Origin of the sequence: Gibbsiella quercinecans, assembly GCF_002291425.1 — a bacterium.
Taxonomy (GTDB): domain Bacteria; phylum Pseudomonadota; class Gammaproteobacteria; order Enterobacterales; family Enterobacteriaceae; genus Gibbsiella; species Gibbsiella quercinecans.
The window spans coordinates 219,654-237,526 of the sequence record NZ_CP014136.1; the positions used below are offsets into that span (position 1 = coordinate 219,654).

19 protein-coding genes are annotated in these 17,873 nt (G+C 56.3%); 5 read left to right on the plus strand and 14 right to left on the minus strand.

The window, feature by feature from the left end:
• Positions 1 to 32: 32 nt before the first annotated feature.
• From holB to yceD, 12 genes are all read right to left on the minus strand, one after another.
• Positions 33 to 1,013, minus strand: coding sequence for a DNA polymerase III subunit delta' (gene holB / locus ACN28Q_RS01135; protein WP_095844649.1), 981 nt, complete (start codon positions 1,011 to 1,013; stop codon positions 33 to 35).
• Positions 1,013 to 1,648: a dTMP kinase gene (tmk, locus tag ACN28Q_RS01140; protein ID WP_095844650.1), complete on the minus strand. Its 636-nt coding sequence runs from the start codon at positions 1,646 to 1,648 to the stop codon at positions 1,013 to 1,015. The genes holB and tmk overlap by 1 nt, the downstream gene beginning before the upstream one ends.
• Positions 1,638 to 2,669 carry an endolytic transglycosylase MltG gene (gene mltG / locus ACN28Q_RS01145; protein ID WP_095844651.1) on the minus strand — a complete coding sequence of 344 codons (1,032 nt, stop codon included), beginning with the start codon at positions 2,667 to 2,669 and terminating at the stop codon, positions 1,638 to 1,640. Before mltG ends, tmk begins: the two co-directional genes overlap by 11 nt.
• Before the next feature lie 13 nt (positions 2,670 to 2,682).
• The gene (pabC, locus tag ACN28Q_RS01150) at positions 2,683 to 3,480 is read right to left on the minus strand and encodes an aminodeoxychorismate lyase (RefSeq protein WP_095844652.1); all 798 of its coding nucleotides are present in this window, start codon (positions 3,478 to 3,480) and stop codon (positions 2,683 to 2,685) included.
• 169 nt (positions 3,481 to 3,649) lie between these two features.
• Positions 3,650 to 4,891, minus strand: coding sequence for a beta-ketoacyl-ACP synthase II (fabF, locus tag ACN28Q_RS01155; RefSeq protein WP_095844653.1), 1,242 nt, complete (start codon positions 4,889 to 4,891; stop codon positions 3,650 to 3,652).
• Positions 4,892 to 4,972: 81 nt separating this feature from the next.
• Positions 4,973 to 5,209, minus strand: coding sequence for an acyl carrier protein (gene acpP / locus ACN28Q_RS01160; protein ID WP_095848863.1), 237 nt, complete (start codon positions 5,207 to 5,209; stop codon positions 4,973 to 4,975).
• 154 nt (positions 5,210 to 5,363) lie between these two features.
• Entirely contained in the window at positions 5,364 to 6,098 is a 735-nt protein-coding gene (gene fabG, locus ACN28Q_RS01165) for a 3-oxoacyl-ACP reductase FabG (protein WP_095844654.1), read from the minus strand.
• A 12-nt stretch (positions 6,099 to 6,110) separates the two neighbouring features.
• The gene (fabD, locus tag ACN28Q_RS01170) at positions 6,111 to 7,040 is read right to left on the minus strand and encodes an ACP S-malonyltransferase (RefSeq protein WP_095844655.1); all 930 of its coding nucleotides are present in this window, start codon (positions 7,038 to 7,040) and stop codon (positions 6,111 to 6,113) included.
• A gap of 18 nt (positions 7,041 to 7,058) precedes the next feature.
• Positions 7,059 to 8,012: a beta-ketoacyl-ACP synthase III gene (locus tag ACN28Q_RS01175; RefSeq protein ID WP_095844656.1), complete on the minus strand. Its 954-nt coding sequence runs from the start codon at positions 8,010 to 8,012 to the stop codon at positions 7,059 to 7,061.
• 6 nt (positions 8,013 to 8,018) lie between these two features.
• Positions 8,019 to 9,053, minus strand: a complete 1,035-nt coding sequence (gene plsX / locus ACN28Q_RS01180; RefSeq protein WP_095844657.1) for a phosphate acyltransferase PlsX — start codon at positions 9,051 to 9,053, stop codon at positions 8,019 to 8,021.
• A gap of 11 nt (positions 9,054 to 9,064) precedes the next feature.
• Positions 9,065 to 9,232 (minus strand): 50S ribosomal protein L32, encoded by a 168-nt coding sequence (gene rpmF / locus ACN28Q_RS01185; RefSeq protein ID WP_095844658.1) that lies wholly within the window; start codon positions 9,230 to 9,232, stop codon positions 9,065 to 9,067.
• A gap of 16 nt (positions 9,233 to 9,248) precedes the next feature.
• Positions 9,249 to 9,770, minus strand: a complete 522-nt coding sequence (yceD, locus tag ACN28Q_RS01190) for a 23S rRNA accumulation protein YceD (protein WP_095844659.1) — start codon at positions 9,768 to 9,770, stop codon at positions 9,249 to 9,251.
• Positions 9,771 to 9,912: 142 nt separating this feature from the next.
• On the opposite strand from yceD, the gene ACN28Q_RS01195 reads away from it, so the two are divergent.
• Positions 9,913 to 10,494 (plus strand): Maf family protein, encoded by a 582-nt coding sequence (locus ACN28Q_RS01195; RefSeq protein ID WP_131928951.1) that lies wholly within the window; start codon positions 9,913 to 9,915, stop codon positions 10,492 to 10,494.
• A gap of 42 nt (positions 10,495 to 10,536) precedes the next feature.
• Here the strand turns inward: ACN28Q_RS01195 and rluC are convergent, their stop codons facing one another.
• Entirely contained in the window at positions 10,537 to 11,496 is a 960-nt protein-coding gene (rluC, locus tag ACN28Q_RS01200; protein ID WP_095844660.1) for a 23S rRNA pseudouridine(955/2504/2580) synthase RluC, read from the minus strand.
• 583 nt (positions 11,497 to 12,079) lie between these two features.
• On the opposite strand from rluC, the gene rne reads away from it, so the two are divergent.
• Positions 12,080 to 15,418: a ribonuclease E gene (rne, locus tag ACN28Q_RS01205; protein ID WP_095844661.1), complete on the plus strand. Its 3,339-nt coding sequence runs from the start codon at positions 12,080 to 12,082 to the stop codon at positions 15,416 to 15,418.
• A gap of 69 nt (positions 15,419 to 15,487) precedes the next feature.
• On the opposite strand, the gene ACN28Q_RS01210 is transcribed toward rne, so the two are convergent.
• Entirely contained in the window at positions 15,488 to 15,775 is a 288-nt protein-coding gene (locus tag ACN28Q_RS01210) for a putative quinol monooxygenase (protein ID WP_095844662.1), read from the minus strand.
• Between the two features lie 226 nt (positions 15,776 to 16,001).
• Between ACN28Q_RS01210 and pyrC the strand changes: the two genes are divergently transcribed.
• The 3 genes from pyrC to ACN28Q_RS01225 all read left to right on the plus strand — a co-directional run bounded on the left by pyrC (position 16,002) and on the right by ACN28Q_RS01225 (position 17,828).
• Complete coding sequence (pyrC, locus tag ACN28Q_RS01215) at positions 16,002 to 17,051, plus strand: dihydroorotase (RefSeq protein WP_095844663.1); 1,050 nt, start codon at positions 16,002 to 16,004, stop codon at positions 17,049 to 17,051.
• A 74-nt stretch (positions 17,052 to 17,125) separates the two neighbouring features.
• On the plus strand, positions 17,126 to 17,365 hold the full coding sequence (dinI, locus tag ACN28Q_RS01220) for a DNA damage-inducible protein I (RefSeq protein ID WP_095844664.1): 240 nt from the start codon (positions 17,126 to 17,128) through the stop codon (positions 17,363 to 17,365).
• Positions 17,366 to 17,546: 181 nt separating this feature from the next.
• Positions 17,547 to 17,828, plus strand: coding sequence for a hypothetical protein (locus tag ACN28Q_RS01225; protein ID WP_095844665.1), 282 nt, complete (start codon positions 17,547 to 17,549; stop codon positions 17,826 to 17,828).
• Positions 17,829 to 17,873: the final 45 nt, after the last annotated feature.

Here is a 17,873-nt window from a genome sequence, read left to right on the forward strand (position 1 = left end):
TTTTACAACAAAGGGAGTGAGGAACCGCCGGCCTAAGCGCCCTGCTGTTCCCAGTTAAGTAGCTGCTCGGTCAACAGCAATTCACGGTTAACACTCACCACGGTCAACAGTTGCTGACGGCACTGGAACCACTGCTGCACAATGGCCTGTAGCGTGGGGCTAGCGTAGTGACTGGCCAATTGGTGCGCCAGCACCTGTTGATCCTGATTCATCACATAGGCCGAAGCCCCCTGCTGCCACTTCATGGCATCAATCAGCAAGGCGCATAACCAGTGTATCCGCTCGCCGGCGTCATCATGATTCAATACAGGTAACAGCGCCAGCATGTCATGGGTTGCCAGTGCCTGTGTTAACGCCGTGCATAATGCGGCGCGTTGTTGCCAGCGCGCAGGCTGCAATAACTGTTCTGCGGCAATCGGCGCGCCGCCGCATAGGCGCAGCGCCGTAAGCCGCTCAACCGGGTTGCCCGGCTGCAGTTGGCGATCCAACCATTGCAGGCTGTGTTGCTCGTCCGGGCTGGACAAGTGCCAGTAAAAACAGCGGCTGCGCAACGTCGCCAACAGCCGTGAGGGTTCCCGGCACCCCAACAAGAAATAGGTATTGGCAGGCGGCTCTTCCAGCGTTTTCAACAGCGCATTAGCCGCCGCCTCCGTCAGTTGTTCCGCCTGCGGCAGCAGAACGACCTTGGCCCCCCCTTGCTGCGCATGGGTATACAACGTTTCGATCACCTGGCGGATCGGCTCGACACCCAGGCTGCTTTTGCCCTTTTCCGGCGTCAGCGTGTGGTAATCCGGGTGATTGCCCGCCAGCATCAGGCGGCAGCTGTGGCATTCACCACAGCTTTTTCCGCCCTGATGGTGCTGGCAGAGCAGCCAGCGGCTAAGGGCATAAAATAACGCGCTGTCGCCGTTGCCGGGTGCGGCATGCAACAGCAACGCATGGTGGCCGTGGCCAGCCGCATACTGCCCGATCAGTTGCCGGTAAGGGCCGTTTAACCACGGATACCAATCCATTACAGCGCGCCCCGTTGTAACCACTGGGAGAGGCACTGGTTGATGGCGGCCTTAACCTGCGCCAACGGCTGCGCTGCATCAATAGTCACGATGGTGTCGTCCTGCGCCGCCAGCGCCAGGTATCGTTCGCGCGTGCGTTCGAAGAATGGCAGCGCCTCTTGTTCAATACGGTCCAGATCGCCGCGCGCGCAGGCACGCTGTAGCCCCACCAGCGGCGGCAAATCCAAATAGAGGGTAAGATCCGGTTTAAAATCCCCCAGCACCGCATCACGTAACACCGCCATCAGTTGCGGATCTACTCCGCGGCCGCCCCCCTGATAGGCCTGTGAGGATAAATCATGGCGATCGCCCACCACCCAGGCGCCGCGCGCCAGGGCTGGCTTAATCACCGTTTCCACCAGTTGCACGCGCGCGGCATACAGCATCAGCACTTCGGCTTTGATCGTAGGCAGTTCACCTTCATAGCCGCGCTTGAACAGATCGCGCAGCTTCTCTGCCAGCGGCGTGCCGCCCGGCTCGCGGGTAAACACGATGTCATGGATACCCTGTTCATTCAGCGCCTGCACGACGGTATCGCGCGCAGTCGTTTTGCCGGCGCCTTCCAGCCCCTCAATGACGATGAATTTACTTTTCATTCTTTTCCTTTAACGCCTGGCGATAGGCCCGCACGGCCAGATTATGGCTGGCCAGGTTAGTGGTAAACGTGTGCCCGCCCTTGCCGTCTGCAACAAAATACAGGTAGGACGTTTTTGCCGGATGAGCCGCGGCTTCCAGCGAAGCCTGGCTCGGCATCGCGATTGGCGTCGGCGGCAAGCCGCTAATCACATAGGTGTTATAGGGCGTTGCCGTTTCCAAATCTTTACGGCTGATAGTGCCATTGTACCCTTCGCCCATGCCATAAATCACCGTGGGGTCAGTCTGCAGCCGCATGCCCACACGCAGGCGATTAACAAAAACCGAAGCCACTTTGGTACGTTCAGCCGGGATCGCCGTTTCTTTTTCGACAATCGACGCCATAACCAGCAGTTCCTGCGGCGTTTTGTACGGCAGCGAAGCATCCCGGCCCTGCCAGACTTCCTGCAACACTTTGCTCATGTGCGCGTGGGCGCGCTTGAGCAGCGCTACATCGCTCATTCCTGCGGTATAAAGATAAGTATCCGGATACAGGTGCCCTTCCAGCACGGCGTCTTTCGGCAGCCCCAGCGCCTGCGCAATCTCCTGCTCGTTTTTCCCCGCCAGCGTATGGTTGAGGTATTTGGCCTGCCGCAGTATCTGCAGCCAGTCGCGCAAGCGCGAACCCTCAATGAAACGCGCGCTGAACTGCGCTTCTTTACCGCTGGCCAGCAGTTGCAGCATCTGGCGCACCGTCATGCCGGGCGTAAAGCGGTAAGTGCCGGCCTTGAACTCCGCCAGCTTCGGCTCCAGCCGCAGCAGCCACGGGAACCATTTGCCACTGTGGATTAACCTGTCACGCACCAGTAAACCTTCCAACCCGACACGCCCCGTGCCGGCCGGCAATTTAAAGATCGTTTCCTGCTGGATCGCCAGCGGCGTATCAGCAAAACGTTCCACCTTCTGGTAACCCCAAAACAACAGCGCTATCACTACCACCAGCAACAGCAACAGCAAAATACGCTTCAACTTGCTTTTCTTCATCAATCAGCCATCTTCAACACTGCGAACACAAAAAATCGTATAATTGGCGCGAATGATAACGCCATGAATGCGCGCTATTCACCGGCAGCAACGGCATTAGCGCATTGCTGACCATCACTTCGTCGGCGCTGGCCAGGGTTTCCAGCGGCTCGGCAACCTGATGCAACTGGTACCCGCTGCCTGCTAGCACAGCCATCACGCGGCGGCGCATTAGCCCCGCCACTCCCGCCTGGCTCAAATCCGGCGTAAATACGTTTTTTCCCTTACGCCAGAATAAATTAGCCGCACAGCATTCCACCAGCCGGCCGGCGGTGTCAAGCACCAGCGCTTCATCGGCATCAGTCTGGTCAAGATGCGTGCGGATTAACACCTGTTCCAACCGGTTAAGATGCTTTAGCCCTGCCAGCATTGGGTTACACGCCAGGGCCACCGGACTCAACGCCAGGTGAATGCCGCGCTCACGCCACTGGAGGTAATGCTGTGGGTAGGTGCTGCGGGAAACAATACGGGTCGGATGGCTGCAACCGTGCGGGCTATAGCCGCGCCCACCGCTGCCGCGCGTCAATATTGCCTTAATAACGCCAAGCGGAACCGCCTGCGCCGCATGCGCCATTTCGGCTTCCAATGCCGCCCAGTCGATGGCAGGCAGCATCAAGCGCTCAGCGGCCTGCTGCAGGCGCTCAATATGCCACCCGAGCAGTTCAACCTGGCCGTTAATGGCTCGGGCAGTGGTAAAACAGCCGTCGCCAAACTGTAAACCACGATCGCTCGGCGCCAGCGCATCGTGCTGCTGTCCATTAATCCAATACATGGCCTTCTCCGCATGATAGAGACTTCTCACAGCATAACAGGCGTTGCCGGCAATCGCAGCATTGCAGCCCACGTAGCCGGATTACCAGAGCTTTCTGAACCCCGTTGCAATACAGGTAAAAAAAAGCCCGGTAAAATACCGGGCTCGAGCAATAAGTGGGGATCGGCAATTACACGCGGCGGAAAATCAGAGAGCCGTTGGTGCCGCCGAAACCAAAGGAGTTACACAGCGTATACTCCAAATCCTTCACCTGACGCGCTTCATGCGGCACAAAGTCGAGATCGCAACCTTCATCCGGATTATCCAGGTTGATGGTTGGCGGCACAATCTGATCGCGCAGCGCCAAAACGGTGAAGATCGACTCAACCGCGCCCGCCGCACCCAACAGGTGCCCGGTCATCGATTTGGTCGAACTGACCAGCACGCGCTTGGCATCGCTGCCAAACACGGTTTTCACCGCGTGGGTTTCAGCTTTATCGCCAGCCGGCGTTGAGGTGCCGTGGGCATTGATATAGCCGATTTGTGACGCCGTCACACCTGCATCTGCAAGCGCGTTTTCCATCGCCAACGCGGCGCCGGCACCGTTTTCCGGTGGCGACGTCATGTGGTAGGCATCGCTGCTCATACCGAAACCGACGACTTCTGCGTAAATTTTCGCACCACGCTTTTTGGCATGCTCGTACTCTTCGAGCACCATCATGCCTGCGCCATCACCCAGCACGAAGCCGTCACGATCTTTATCCCACGGCCGGCTTGCCGCCTGCGGGTTATCGTTGCGGGTAGACAGTGCGCGCGCGGCGCCGAAACCACCTACGCCCAACGGCGTACTGGCTTTCTCTGCCCCACCCGCCAGCATAACGTCAGCATCATTGTAGGCAATGATACGCGCAGCATGGCCGATATTGTGCACGCCTGAGGTACAGGCGGTGGCGATAGAAATGCTTGGGCCACGCAGCCCGTACATGATGGTCAGGTGGCCTGCAATCATGTTGACAATAGTGGACGGCACGAAGAACGGGCTAATTTTGCGTGGGCCACCGTGGAGCAGTGAGCTGTGGTTATCTTCAATCAACCCCAAGCCACCAATACCGGAACCAATCGCAGCGCCCATGCGGGCAGCGTTAGCCTCGTTGATATCCAAGCCGGCATCTTGCATAGCCTGAATGCCAGCGACGATACCGTATTGAATGAAGGCATCCATCTTGCGCGCATCTTTGCGTGAGATGAAATCTTCAGAATTAAAATTCTTTACCAAGCCGGCAAAACGCGTTGCATAGGCTGTAGTATCGAAATGGTCGATCAGGCTGATGCCACTCTGACCGGCAAGAAGAGCTTTCCACGTGGACTCTACCGTGTTGCCGACAGGAGACAACATGCCCAGTCCGGTCACAACTACTCGACGCTTAGACACGTGTGTCCTCCAAGGAGGGAAAAAATAACACCAAGAATAGAAAAAACTTAGGCGGTCGAGTGACCGCCTAGATATGTTCGCTTACTGCTGGTTAGCGTTGATGAAATCAATAGCTGCCTGAACAGTAGTGATCTTCTCAGCTTCTTCGTCTGGAATCTCGGTGTCGAATTCTTCTTCCAGTGCCATTACCAGCTCAACGGTGTCAAGAGAATCAGCGCCCAAGTCTTCAACAAAAGAAGCGTTATTCAAAACTTCTTCCTGTTTAACACCCAGTTGCTCAACGATGATTTTCTTAACGCGTTCTTCGATAGTGCTCATACTCTTAAATTTCCTATCAAAACTCGCTTTCGCGATGGTTTTCGTAGTGTATAAAATGTTGAAAAAGATGCAACTAAATCCCGGCTGGTCAAACCACGATTTTACGCTATTTTGCGGGTTTTGCCCCAAATAACGCAAATAGTTTTCGCATTTTTTAAATCATGTACATGCCGCCATTGACATGTAATGTTTCACCGGTGATATAGCCAGCCTCATCAGAGGCTAAAAATGCAACAGCATTGGCGATTTCTTTAGCATCGCCGAGCCGGTTGGCCGGAACCTGTGTCAAAATGCCTGCACGCTGCTCTTCTGTCAACGCCCGAGTCATGTCTGTTTCAATAAAACCAGGCGCAACGACGTTAACCGTTATGCCACGAGAAGCCACTTCACGCGCCAGCGATTTGCTAAAGCCAATCAGGCCCGCCTTCGCTGCAGCGTAGTTAGCTTGCCCGGCGTTCCCCATAGTTCCGACAACCGAACCGATGGTAACAATGCGGCCAAAACGCTTTTTCATCATCGCGCGCATAACCGCTTTTGACAGCCGGAATACTGAAGTCAGATTGGTGTCCAGGATATCCTGCCACTCGTCGTCTTTCATGCGCATCAGGAGGTTATCACGCGTGATGCCAGCATTATTGACCAAAATGTCGATTTCGCCAAATTGTTCTCGGATTGCGCCCAGCACGCTGTCGATAGATTGCGCATCGACAACATCCAGTTTAAAGCCTTTACCGTGGGTTCCCAGATAGGCACTGATTGCGTCCGCGCCACTATCGCTGGTCGCCGTGCCGATAACCGTCGCACCGCGGGCAACAAACGATTCTGCAATTGCCCGGCCGATACCGCGGCTTGCGCCGGTCACCAGGACGATTTTTCCTTCGAAGCTCATGGTTTTCCTCTATTATTGCTCAAGCGCCGCTGACAGGCTCGCAGGGTCATTCACAGGCGCCGCCGTCAAGGTGTCAACAATACGTTTGGTCAGGCCGGTCAGCACTTTACCCGGGCCGATCTCCAGCAGCGAAGTAACGCCCTGCGCCGCGATGTATTCTACACTCTCGGTCCAACGAACCGGGCTATACAATTGGCGCACCAACGCACTGCGGATCGCTTCCGGATCGTTTTCAGTACGCACATCAACGTTATTGACCACCGCAACCTGCGGCGCGTTGAAAGCCACTTCCTGCAGCGCCACGGCCAGCTTATCCGCCACAGGTTTCATCAACGCGCAGTGGGAAGGCACACTCACCGGCAACGGCAGCGCACGCTTGGCGCCCGCCGCTTTACAGGCAGCGCCGGCACGTTCAACCGCTTCTTTGTTGCCGGCGATCACCACCTGGCCCGGTGAATTGAAATTGACCGGGGAAACCACCTGCCCTTCAGCAGACGCTTCACAGGCTTTCGCAATGGCGTCGTTATCCAGGCCGATGATTGCATACATAGCACCCGTGCCGGCAGGCACGGCTTCCTGCATCAATTTGCCGCGCAGTTCAACCAGCCGGACAGCAGCGGTGAAATCCAGCACGCCGGCGCACACCAGCGCCGAGTATTCACCCAGGCTATGGCCAGCCATCAGCGCCGGCATGCTGCCGCCCTGCTGCTGCCATACGCGGAAAATCGCCACAGAAGCCGCCAACAGCGCCGGCTGGGTCTGCCAGGTTTTGTTCAGCTCTTCCGCCGGGCCTTGCTGCACCAGTTGCCACAGATCGTAGCCCAGCGCGCCAGAGGCTTCGCTGAACGTCTGCTCAACCACGGGGTACTGCGCGGCCAGGTCAGCCAACATCCCCACGGCCTGTGAACCCTGGCCGGGGAAAACAAAAGCAAATTGCGTCATGTTACTCTTCCTGTTTAATCAAAAACGGACCAGCGCTGAGCCCCAGGTAAAGCCGCCACCGAACGCTTCAAGCAGCACCAGTTGGCCGCGTTGGATGCGCCCATCGCGCACCGCTTCATCCAGTGCCGAAGGCACCGAGGCGGCAGAGGTATTACCGTGGCGATCGAGCGTCACCACCACTTTGTCCATTCCCATCGCCAGTTTTTTCGCCGTTGCGCTAATAATGCGCAGATTGGCCTGATGCGGCACCAGCCAATCCAACTGGCCGCGTTCCAATCCGCTGGCGCGCAGCGTCTCATCAACGATATGCGCCAGTTCAGTGACCGCAACCTTGAAAACTTCGTTCCCTGCCATGGTGACATAGGCAGGCTTACTCGGATCCTGGCGGTCTTTATACGGCAACGTCAGCAAGTTGCCGTAGGCGCCGTCGGCATGCAGATGGGTAGACAGGATGCCCGGTTCTTCAGAAGCCCCTAACACCACCGCACCGGCGCCGTCGCCAAACAGAATAATCGTCCCGCGATCTTCCGGATCCAACGTGCGTGACAGTGCGTCGGCGCCTACCACCAGCGCATATTTCACCGCGCCGTTTTTCACGTACTGATCGGCCACGCTCAAGGCGTATGTGAAGCCGGCACAGGCCGCCGCCAAATCAAATGCCGCACAGTCTTTCACGCCCAGCTGCTGCTGAATCTGGCAGGCAGAGCTTGGGAACGCGTGGCTTGAGCTGGTAGTCGCTACCACAATCAAGCCAATGTCATCGGGAGCCACACCTGCCATTTCCATCGCTTTTTCTGCAGCGTGGAAGCCCATCGCCGCAACGGTTTCATCCGCTGCGGCGATACGGCGCTCACGGATACCGGTACGCGTGACGATCCATTCGTCCGAGGTATCCACCATTTTTTCCAAATTAGCATTGGTGCGCACTTGTACGGGTAAATAACTCCCCGTACCGAGAATCTTTGTATACATGTACGATCAGTCACTCTTAGGTAATACAGCCTCAAGGCGCGCAGCAATTCTGTCAGGAACTTGCCGCTGCACCGCCTGCACAGCCTGCTCGATAGCCACTGCGAACGCTCGCGGGTTCGCAGCGCCGTGGCTCTTAATTACGGTGCCCCGCAATCCTAACAGACATGCGCCATTATACTGGTCGGGGTTCAAATGGCCGAAACGCTTGAGCACCCGCTTTTGCAGCCAGCGGCCCAGCAATGTTAACCACCAGGCCTGCTTGCCCCCTCCCCCTGAAGATTTCAGCAGTGACAAAAACACCCTTATCACCCCTTCCATGGTTTTCAGCGTTACGTTACCCACAAAGCCGTCGCAGACCAAAACATCGGTTTTACCCGTGAGCAGATCGTTTCCTTCCAGATAACCAATATAGTTGATTGCCGGAATCTGTTTTAAAACGGCGGCCGCTTCACGGATATTATCCAGGCCTTTGCTCTCTTCTTCGCCGATATTCAGCAACGCCACGCGTGGCTGTGCAATACCAACCACGTCTTCCGCCATCACCGCGCCCATAATGGCAAACTGCACCAGCATGGTACTATCGCATGCCACGTTGGCGCCCAGATCCAGCACCACGGTTTTGCTGAGCTGCTGGTTGGGGAGCACCGTCATCAGCGCCGGTCGCTCAATGCCCTTCAGGGGTTTGATAAGCATTTTTGCCAACCCCATCAGTGCACCGGTATTCCCCGCGCTGACACAGGCCTGCGCTTCGCCGGTTTTAATCAGCTCCAGCGCCATGCGCATGGACGTACCGCGGCTGGCACGGATTGCTTGTGAAGGCTTGGCGTCACCGGCAATCACGGATTCGGCGGGCACGACTTGCAGGCGTTCCAGAAGAACCGGATCGGCTTTGGCAAGCAAAGGAGAGATAGCGGCGGGATCGCCGACCAGCAAGAGATGAAGCTGTAAATTAGAGGCCAGTGCCTGCAATGATGCAGGCACTGTGACGCAGGGACCGAAATCCCCGCCCATAGCATCTAACGCCAGGGTTAGACGAGTCAAGGTATCGCTACTTAGCCGATAACCTTGCGACCACGGTAGAAACCGTCGGCAGTGATGTGGTGACGACGATGAGTTTCACCGGATACTTTGTCTACAGACAAAGGGGTGGTGGTCAGTGCATCATGTGAACGACGCATACCACGTTTGGAACGGGTTGGTTTATTCTGTTGTACGGCCATGGACCTTACTCCTCAATTACTTACGCTTTAAACTGGCTAATACGGCAAACGGATTCGGTTTCTCCGCCTCTGCAGGCAGTTTGCCAAATACCATGTCCGCTTCGGACACTTCACAGTGTTCAGATTCATGTACCGGAACGACCGGCAGTGAAAGAATAATTTCGTCTTCAATCATTGCCAACAGATCGACTTCGCCAAAATCATCAACTTCGATCGGTTCGTACGCTTCCGGTAATGCCTCAGCCTGCTCATCATTGACGACCGGGCTAAAACAATATGTCGTGTGGACATGATGCACAAACGGCACCCCACAGCGCTGGCACATCAACGTTACCGTGACGTCCGCATGGCCGGTGATTACCGCCAGGCGCTGGTTATCGATATTAAACGATAACGAGACCTGCACATCGCTGTCCACACTGACCACAGACTCGGCAACACGCGTCACCTGCTCAGGCACATAGACACCAACATAGTCCAGGTGTTTCTGAGCGGTACGGGCCGCATCGATGGTCAAGGGTAATTTTACCTTTTGCATAGGGCGCGCATATTAACTTTGTAACGACATAGAGTCAAAGAAAAAGGCCGTAAAAACGGTGCCTTTCACCAATATTCGCTTCCGCAGCGGCCGACAGTTTAAAATGTCGAACCTGTTTACGCTATGGTTTACGAAAAAATTTATGCACAGATTACTTTTGGCTTCGACCTCCGCCTACCGAAAGATGCTGCTGGAAAAGCTGCGCCTGCCTTTTATTACCGCCGCCCCTAGGGTGGATGAAACCCCGCTTGCGGGTGAAGATGCCGAAGCGCTGGTGTTGCGCCTGGCAATCGCGAAGGCGCAGGCCCTGGCGCCCGCCTACCCCGATCACCTGATTATCGGCTCCGATCAGGTCTGCGTTATCGATGGCAACATCACCGGCAAACCCCATACGGAAGAAAACGCCTGCGCCCAGTTGCGCCTGGCCAGCGGCCGTAAAGTGACGTTTTACACCGGGCTTGCCTTATACAATAGCAAAAACCAGCGCCTGCAAGCGTTGTGCGAGCCTTTCCACGTTCATTTTCGCAACCTGACCGATGAGGAAATTACCGGCTATGTGCGCCAGGAACAGCCGCTGAACTGTGCGGGCAGTTTCAAAAGCGAAGGGTTGGGGATTGCCTTGTTTAATCGCCTGGAAGGGCGCGATCCCAATGCGCTGATAGGGCTACCGCTGATTGCGCTGTTGGAGATGCTACGGGCCGAAGGCATTGACCCGTTGCGGTAATCCATAGCAGCGGCAGGCGATGCCGCTGCTGGCCGCCCCGCCTTAGCGGGGGGTGGCGTTGCGCAATACCGTAAGGCAATGGCGCAGTTCGTCGTCCATCGGCGCTTCAATACGCAGCGTTTCGCCGGTGCCTGGGTGTTCGAAGCGCAGCGCCGCCGCGTGCAGGAACAGGCGTTTAAGCCCGGTGCCGGCCAGTTGGCGATCAAAATCACGATCGCCGTAGCGATCATCAAAGGCTATCGGGTGGCCCGCATGCAGCGTATGAACGCGGATCTGGTGGGTGCGCCCGGTAACCGGGCTGGCCTTCACCAGCGTGGCGAACTCATAACGCTCTTCCACTTTAAAACGGGTTTCCGACGGTTTGCCTTCGCTATTGACGCGCACGATGCGTTCACCGCTTTGCAGAATATTCTTCAACAGCGGCGCCTGAACCACCTTACAGTGCGACTGCCACTGGCCACGCACCAACGCCAGATAGTCTTTCTGCATCCCTTTCATCCGCAACTGTTCGTGCAGCGCGCGCAGCGCCGAACGCTTCTTCGCCACCAGCAGCACGCCAGAGGTATCGCGATCCAGGCGATGAACCAGCTCCAGAAACCGCGCTTCCGGGCGCAGCGCGCGCAGCCCTTCGATCACGCCGAAGCTCAGCCCGCTGCCGCCATGCACCGCCGTGCCGGAGGGTTTGTTCAGCAGCAACAGATGATCGTCTTCATAAAGGATGCAATCGGCTAATGCGGCCACTTTATCCAACCGGGGAGAAACCGGCGCCTCTAGCCGTTCAGCGATACGCACCGGCGGCACGCGCACCACGTCGCCCGCCATCAGCTTATATTCGGCTTTAATGCGCCCTTTATTAACGCGCACTTCGCCTTTGCGCACGATGCGATAAATCATGCTCTTCGGCACCCCTTTCAGGCGCGCAAGTAAAAAGTTATCGATCCGCTGGCCAGCTTCGTCAGCAGAGATGGTAATAAGTTGTACTGCAGGATTGTTCGTTTTCATGGTGCGGAATTCTAAATAGCACCACCAAATAGCGCCACCTCTTTTTATGTGCTTAACTGTCAAACTCAGCGTAAAGTTAATGTTGCAGCAGGATGAACCCCGCGTTGAGCGATCCGTCGCCAGCAACGGTTGGTTTAGCCTGCAACCGGCAACTTTTCTTAATGCGTTGAGAAAAAGTCACCTTGCTATAACAGTGTCAGCAATGGAATAATGATGTTACTTCCGCGTTGATTCTCGTTAAAACAGGGAAAATGGTGGAATTATATAGTTTGTTGGGTTGAGCAGAAGCGCAGCAATGGCGTAAGACGTAATGTGAAATCAAACAATTAGCGGGCTGCGGGTTGCAGCTTGGCCGGAAACTGGAATCAGACCTGTCGACGAAAATCAGAGGCTATTCCCACAGTAAAAGCGCTGTTTTTTCGCAAAGAAATGCAGGCTTACCGAGATAATGCGCCCCTATGCAGGCGACAACCGTGAGGTTGACGGCATTGCGAGAAGACACGGGGCTTTCGGTTTTAACCCGGTCATGCGGTTATTTCGCCCGCAGCTCTGTCGATAATGTAAAAATAACGAGTAAGTTAAGATGAAAAGAATGTTGATTAACGCAACTCAACAGGAAGAGTTGCGCGTTGCCCTGGTAGATGGACAGCGGCTGTATGATTTGGATATTGAAAGTCCGGGTCATGAGCAAAAAAAAGCGAACATCTACAAAGGCAAAATCACCCGCATTGAACCCAGTCTCGAAGCCGCGTTTGTGGATTATGGCGCCGAACGGCATGGCTTCCTCCCTCTGAAAGAAATCGCCCGCGAATACTTCCCTAGCAACTATTCTTCCCATGGCCGCCCAAACATCAAAGATGTGCTGCGCGAAGGCCAGGAAGTGATCGTTCAGGTTGATAAAGAAGAGCGTGGCAACAAGGGCGCAGCCCTGACCACCTTCATCAGCCTGGCAGGCAGCTATCTGGTGCTGATGCCCAATAACCCGCGTGCCGGCGGCATTTCCCGCCGCATTGAGGGTGACGATCGCACCGAACTGAAAGAAGCGCTCTCCTCCCTGCAATTGCCGGATGGCATGGGCCTGATTGTACGTACCGCCGGCGTTGGCAAATCCGCCGAAGCACTGCAATGGGATCTGTCCTTCCGCCTGAAACACTGGGAAGCCATCAAAAAAGCCGCTGAAGGCCGCTCTGCACCGTTCCTGATCCACCAGGAAAGCAACGTTATCGTGCGCGCGTTCCGCGACTACCTGCGCCCGGACATCGGCGAAATTCTGATCGACAACCCGAAGGTGCTCGATCTGGCGCGCGAACATATCGCCGCGCTTGGCCGCCCGGATTTCAGCAGCAAAATTAAGCCTTATAGCGGTGAGATCCCGCTATTCAGCCACTACCAGATTGAATCGCAGATTGAATCCGCATTCCAGCGTGAAGTCCGCCTGCCGTCCGGCGGTTCAATTGTGATTGATACCACTGAAGCGTTGACCGCTATCGATATCAACTCGGCCCGCGCCACGCGCGGCGGCGATATCGAAGAAACCGCCTTTAACACCAACCTGGAAGCGGCCGATGAGATCGCCCGCCAACTGCGCTTGCGCGATCTGGGTGGGTTGATCGTTATCGACTTTATCGATATGACCCCGGTGCGCCACCAGCGTGAAGTTGAAAACCGCCTGCGCGACGCCGTTCGCCAGGATCGCGCCCGTATCCAAATTGGCCGTATCTCCCGTTTTGGCCTGTTGGAAATGTCGCGCCAGCGCCTGAGCCCATCGCTGGGCGAATCCAGCCACCATGTCTGCCCGCGCTGTAACGGCACCGGCACCATTCGTGACAACGAATCACTGGCGCTTTCCATCCTGCGTCTGATCGAAGAAGAGGCGTTGAAAGAAAACACCAAAGAGGTGCACGCCATCGTGCCGGTTCGAGTCGCCTCTTACTTGCTGAACGAAAAACGCGAATCCGTCAGCGCCATCGAAAAACGCCAGGGCGGCGTGAAAGCGATCATCGTGCCTAACGATGAAATGCAGACGCCACATTACTCCGTGTTGCGGGTGCGCAAGGGCGAAGAAACCAGCACGCTCAGCTACCTGCTGCCGAAGTTGCATGAAGAGGAAATGGCTCAGCCGCAGGAAGATGCGCCAATGGAGCGTAAGCTTCCTGAACAACCGGCGCTGGCAGCCTTCTCTCTGGCATCCGACGTGCCGCCACCGGCAGAAGAACAGGCTCAGCCTCAATCTGCAGCCGTTGTTCCTTCGGCAACCGCCACTGCACAAACCGGGCTGGTCGGCCGCCTGTTGGGCAAACTGAAGGGCTTGTTTGCAGCGGATACCACCAGTGCTAGCCCGGCAGAAGCCGCTGCGCCGGTTGAAGAGCCAAAAGCGGAAAGCACCGATAACCGCCGCCAGGATCGCCGTAGCCAGCGCCGCCAAAGCCCGGCCCGCAAAGAACGCGGGGAACGGACAGAGAGGACTGAACGTACTGAACGTACTGAACGTACTGAACGTACTGAACGTAAAGAGCGTACCGAAACGCGCGATACGCGTGAAGCACGTGATGAGCAGCAACGCCGGAACCGCCGGAATAACGTTACGCCGGCCCCCGCACCGGAAGTGAAAGAAGAAGAACTGTCTGACGAGGCCATCGCCAAAGCCCGCGAAGAGCAGCAGCAACGTCGTGAACAGCGTGCAGAACGCCAACGCCGCCGTCAGGAAGAAAAACGCCTGGCGCTGCAAGAGGTTAAAGCGCTGGAGCAACGAGCTGAAGCACCGGCCAACGACGAAGAGCAGGAAGAGCGCAGCGCACAGCCAGCACAACGCCGTAAACCACGCCAACTGTCGCAGAAAATCCGCGTGTTGTCGGCAGAAGAAGAACTGCAACAGGCTGCGGAAGAACTGCTGGCGCCAAAAGCCCCGGTGGCTGAGCAGCAACAAGCGTTGCCGGCTATTGCCAACGAAGAAACCGTTAAAGCATTGCCGGAAGAAGCTGCACAACCTGAAAATGAGGCGCAGGCTGAAGGCCGCAATGGTGAAAATGGCATGCCGCGCCGTTCACGTCGTTCGCCACGCCACCTGCGTGTTAGCGGCCAGCGTCGCCGTCGCTACCGTGACGAGCGTTACCCAACCCAATCACCAATGCCGTTGGCGGCTGCCGTGGCTTCACCTGAACTGGCATCAGGCAAGGTATGGGTGAGTTACCCTGTCACACAGGCGCCACAGGCAGTGGAAGAAGCGGCTAACCAGCCGCAACCGGCCGAGCAGATCGCCGTACCAGAAGCACCGATCGCGCCGCTGGTTGCCACTCCCGCACAGGCAGAAAATGTTCCGGCTGTTGAGCCAACCGTCCCGGTAGAAGCGCCGGCAGTACAACCGGTAGCAGTTGCCACCGAAGAAGAGCCCGCGCAGCCAAGCGAAGCGCCATATGAAACGGCTGTTCAGCCTGCCGCACCGGCCGAAGAGAGCGTTGCCGTTGAAGTTGAAGCTCCAACGGTAGTTCCTGAAGCCGAGGCTGTCGAAGCAATCGCACCGGAACAGGCTGCGGCAGACGACGTGCCTGAAGCGCCGATTGCCGAGGTTGAGCCACAACAACCGGCCTCACCGGCCGAGCCTGTAGCCCCTGTGGCTGTGGCGCAAGATGCACAGCCAGAGGCACCCGCAGTGGTTGCCGAAGAGCAACCGGCAGCCGTTGCAGAAGCAGCGCAGCCTGCACCCGCAGCGGCCGTTCAGCCTGCCCAAAGTGAGTTCTACAAGCATATCGCCAGTGCGCCGATGACCAAAGCGCCAGCGCCGGCTTATGAGCCACAGGCGACGAAGCATAGCGATTGGCAGCGCCCGGCCTTCGACTTTACCGGTAAAGGTTCAGCCGGTGGGCATGCAGCCGCCAGCCAGGCAACTGCGCCGGCAACGCGGCCACAGCCAACTAACGATTAAACCTGGCTATGCCGCACTAGTAAAAAAACCGCCGTTTGGCGGTTTTTTTCTTATGGCTCACACCGCCGTTTAGGCGATCTGTTTCAACACCTTGATTTCCTGATGTGCCAGTTTGCCGTCAAGCTGGCCGATCAAGTGTTTGAAATGTTCAGTACCGTTGTGTTTTTCCACCGCTTCCGGGCTGGCCCAGCGCTCAAAAAAGACAAAGGTACCCGTTTTACCCGGCTCGCTATGCAAGTCGTATTGCAGATTGCCCAACTCTGCGCGGCTTGGTTCTACAGCCTGGTGCGCGGCTTCACTGACGGCATCAATATACTCAGGTTTCGCCTGCAGGATGGCAACGATGCGGACTTCCATTTTATTCTCCCATTCCGAATGCTAAATCAGATATCCCCGACACGGAAATTGCCGGGGAATCATTAAAATCCCTTATTACTATGCGCCTATTAAGCCATTGATTTCAAGCCATCCGCAACAAACGAGTGCATCGTGGGCAGTTTCCGCTTATCCTTACCCCCCGGCGTGAATACCCCCATTATTCGCTTTTATCACGATGTCCTTTTGACCGCCGGAGCCTTACAACATGACTGCACAACCTCAAGTTCTGAAAATACGCCGCCCCGACGATTGGCATATCCACCTGCGCGACGATGATATGCTAAAAACGGTTTTGCCCTACACCAGCCAGTTTTTTGGCCGAGCCATTGTGATGCCCAATCTGGTTCCCCCGATAACCACGATTGAAGCCGCATGCAGCTATCGTGAGCGGATCCTCGCCGCCGTACCGCAAGGCCATGAGTTCACCCCGCTGATGACCTGTTACCTCACCAATTCCCTGGCGTCTTCAGTGTTGGTTGACGGCTTCGAACAAGGGGTTTTTACCGCCGCCAAATTATACCCTGCCAACGCCACCACCAACTCGGCGCATGGCGTTAGCGATGTAACAGGCATCTACCCTTTGTTTGAACAGATGCAAAAGATCGGCATGCCGCTACTGATTCACGGCGAGATCACCGATGCGGCCGTTGATATTTTTGACCGGGAAGCGCGTTTCATTGAGCAAATCATGGAGCCTATACGTAAACAGTTCCCGGAATTGAAAATCGTCTTTGAACACATCACCACCAAAGAAGCCGCCCAGTACGTTCTGGCAGGCGATCGCTTCCTGGGTGCAACCATTACCCCGCAGCATCTGATGTTCAACCGCAACCATATGCTGGTTGGCGGTATCCGCCCGCATCTGTTCTGCCTGCCGATCCTCAAGCGTAATATCCACCAGGAAGCCTTGCGCCAGGCGGTTGCCAGCGGTTCAGAGCGTTTCTTCCTGGGCACGGATTCTGCACCGCACACCAAACATCGGAAAGAATCCAGTTGTGGTTGCGCTGGGGTATTCAACGCGCCAAGCGCTCTGGCTGCCTACGCCACGGTATTTGAGCAGTTGAACGCGCTGGAACACCTGGAAGCCTTCTGCTCGCTTAACGGCCCGCGTTTCTACGGCCTGCCGGTGAACGACAGCTTTATAGAACTGCAACGTAAGCCGGTAACCATGCCGGAAGAGATTGCGCTCGGCGACGAAGCCGTGGTGCCTTTCCTGGCCGGCGAAAGCGTTGCGTGGTCGGTGGTTAACGGCTGATTTTTTATCAAAGCCGCTTGCCCCGCGGGTTCCGATACTGTATAAATACACAGTCAATTACTTCGGGGGCAATCATGCGTGTTGAAGTTACTATCGATAAAACCAGGCCACTCCCTGCGGGTGCTGTAGAAGCCCTGAGCAGCGAATTGGGCAAACGCGTCAATCGTCACTTCCCTGATGCCGTGGTTCAGGTGCGCTATGCCGGCTCCAACGGCCTTTCCGTACTGGGCGGCGCCAAGGATGCTAAAGAACTGATCACCGAGATACTCCAGGAAACCTGGGAAAGCGCCGATGATTGGTTTACCGCAGGCTAGCAGAAGCCAACGCGCTTAAACGCCGCCGCGGAACAGTTAAATACTGCAATGCAGTTTTTGCCGGGGGTCGCTCTCCGGCTTTTTTATTTCTGGCGCTTGCCTGTAACCGGCTGGAAGAAAAGTACTATCTGGTCTGTAATAAGTGGTAGTATCTGGCGATGTTTGAACAGGAGGTGTTTATATGGCCCCGGACAAAGAGAAGTCAGAAGAGGCAATGACCTTTGGCGAGTTGCTGGCGCTGATCGGCGATCAGAAAAGGCGCCTGCACGTACTGGAAGTCGCCTTTTCCTATCTGGCCTTTGGTTTGGATGACAAAGCCAACCAATTGCTGATACATAGCCTGAAGCTGGAATCGCAAAACCAGAATCGCGATGCCGAAACGCAAAAGCATTTCGCGCATCTGGCCGAGGAACTGGAAAAGCGGATCCAGCCCCCTTCCCAGGCGGTTCCTACCGAGCAATAACAGCACACGGGCTGGGGTTACGCCCACCCCGTGTCGCCACCACCG